Source organism: Streptomyces sp. JW3, from assembly GCF_052216785.1.
Taxonomy (GTDB): Bacteria; Actinomycetota; Actinomycetes; order Streptomycetales; family Streptomycetaceae; genus Streptomyces.
Genome location: NZ_JBQOUX010000249.1, coordinates 1 through 852 on the forward strand (window position 1 = coordinate 1; position 852 = coordinate 852).

Annotated in this window: 1 protein-coding gene; it reads right to left on the reverse strand. The window is 66.3% G+C overall.

Annotation, left to right across the window (positions count from 1 at the left end; genetic code table 11):
• Positions 1-10: 10 nt before the first annotated feature.
• Positions 11-807 (reverse strand): IS5 family transposase gene (locus ACTT8P_RS38345; RefSeq protein WP_442836410.1). Its coding sequence is split into 2 segments (ribosomal slippage): positions 11-469 and positions 472-807, totalling 795 coding nucleotides; the frame shifts between segments, so codons are not numbered across the junction.
• Positions 808-852: the final 45 nt, after the last annotated feature.

Consider the following 852-nt stretch of genomic DNA (forward strand, 5'->3'; position numbering starts at 1 on the left):
AGAGGTCGTCTCATTTGGTGAGTCGGCGGTAGCAGATGAGGGTGCAGGCGATGCTGGTGAAGGCTAGGAAGTGCTCGGCTTTGCGTTCGTAGCGGCGGTGCAGTCGACGGCAGCCGGCAAGCCAGGCCATGGTGCGTTCGATCGTCCAGCGGTGCCGGCCGAGTCGTTGGGAAGACTCGATGCCTTTGCGGGCGATGCGGTGGCGGATTCCGCGTGTGCGGAGCCAACGTCGCAGGTGGTTGTAGTCGTAGCCCTTGTCGGCGTGGAGCTTGGCGGGCCGGCGTCGGCGCGGTCCGCGATGGGAGCGGATCGGCGGGATGCCTCGCACGAGGGGTTCGAGGGCTTGACTGTCGTGCAGGTTCGCGCCTGAGATGCCGATGGACAGGGGCAGACCGGTCCGCTCGGTGATCAAGTGGATCTTCGACCCTTTCTTGCCCCGGTCTACAGGATTCGGACCCGTCAGCTCCCCCCTTTCAGGGCCCGCATGTTCACCGAGTCGATCGCACAGCGAGACCAGTCCAGCTTGCCGCGTGCACCCAGTTCGTCCAGGACCAGGCGGTGCAGTTTGGCCCAGACCCGGGCCTTGCTCCACTCGCTGAACCGCCGGTGGGCCGTCGGCCCCGAGGGCCCGAACGACGGAGGCAACTGCCGCCAAGTACAGCCCGACGTGGCCACGAAGATGATCGCCGCCAGAACTTCACGGTCTCCGTACCGCCGGCGGCCACCGCCCTGCGGCCGCGAGGGAGCGGGCGGCACCACCCGCTCGAACAGTTCCCACAACTCATCTGGCACCAGACGCTCAACGATCCCCACGACGCCAGACTATCGAACAGGCCAAATGAGACGACGTCT